At 39.8% G+C, this 751-nt stretch carries 1 protein-coding gene; it reads left to right on the top strand.

Annotated features, from left to right (window positions below):
* Positions 1 to 125 precede the first annotated feature (125 nt).
* Positions 126 to 751, top strand: a 626-nt coding sequence (locus ACS8FD_RS19895) for a glycosyltransferase family 2 protein (RefSeq protein WP_439277140.1), incomplete at its 3' end; no start/stop codon positions are given.

Here is a 751-nt window from a genome sequence, read left to right as displayed (position 1 = left end):
TGCAGCAGTACTGCCCACTAGATAGTCACATTGATCATTACTTAATTAGTTTTTTATCATACCCAGTAGATGATGAGTATGCAGATAAAAGATGTCTCTACAGTAATATAGCGCTTAATACGCCATTGACTAAACTTGCCAATTTAAATGAAATATTTACTCATCATCAGCTTAGCCAAATAAAGCTGTTCGATGAGCAACAGCAATTCACGGTGACCAATCTACGAGTAATAGAGCAAATAAATAAAGACCAAGACTCTCAAAGTAATAGTAAGCTGCATAAAGTGACCGTTATGGTCACCACATACAATGCCAGCGAAACGATAGATAGCTGTATTAATAGCCTGTTACAGCAGTCATGGCATAACTTAGAAATAATAGTAGTCGATGATGCCAGTACCGATGATACCTTACTGCGTTTGCAATACCTAAGTGCTCACAATACCGCTATGAAAGTTATTGCTCTACCGCAAAATGTAGGGACATTTGCTGCCAAAAGCATTGGTGCGCAATATGCAACAGGTGAGTTTTTAACTTGTCAAGATTCTGACGATTGGGCGCATCCACAAAAAGTTGCAGAGCAAGTGCAGCCATTGATAGAAGACACTAGTATCATTGCGACGACATCACATTGGCTGAGGTTAGATCATGACGGTCAGTACTACGTTCGTCAAATATACCCGTTTATGCGACAAAACCCCGCATCTCCTATGTTTCGCTTGCAAACAGTTAAACAAGAGACTGGTTTATG

The sequence above is a fragment of the Psychrobacter sp. 1U2 genome, from assembly GCF_051847575.1.
Note: the sequence above shows the minus strand (reverse complement) of the source record. Positions and strands in the feature narration are given on the sequence as shown.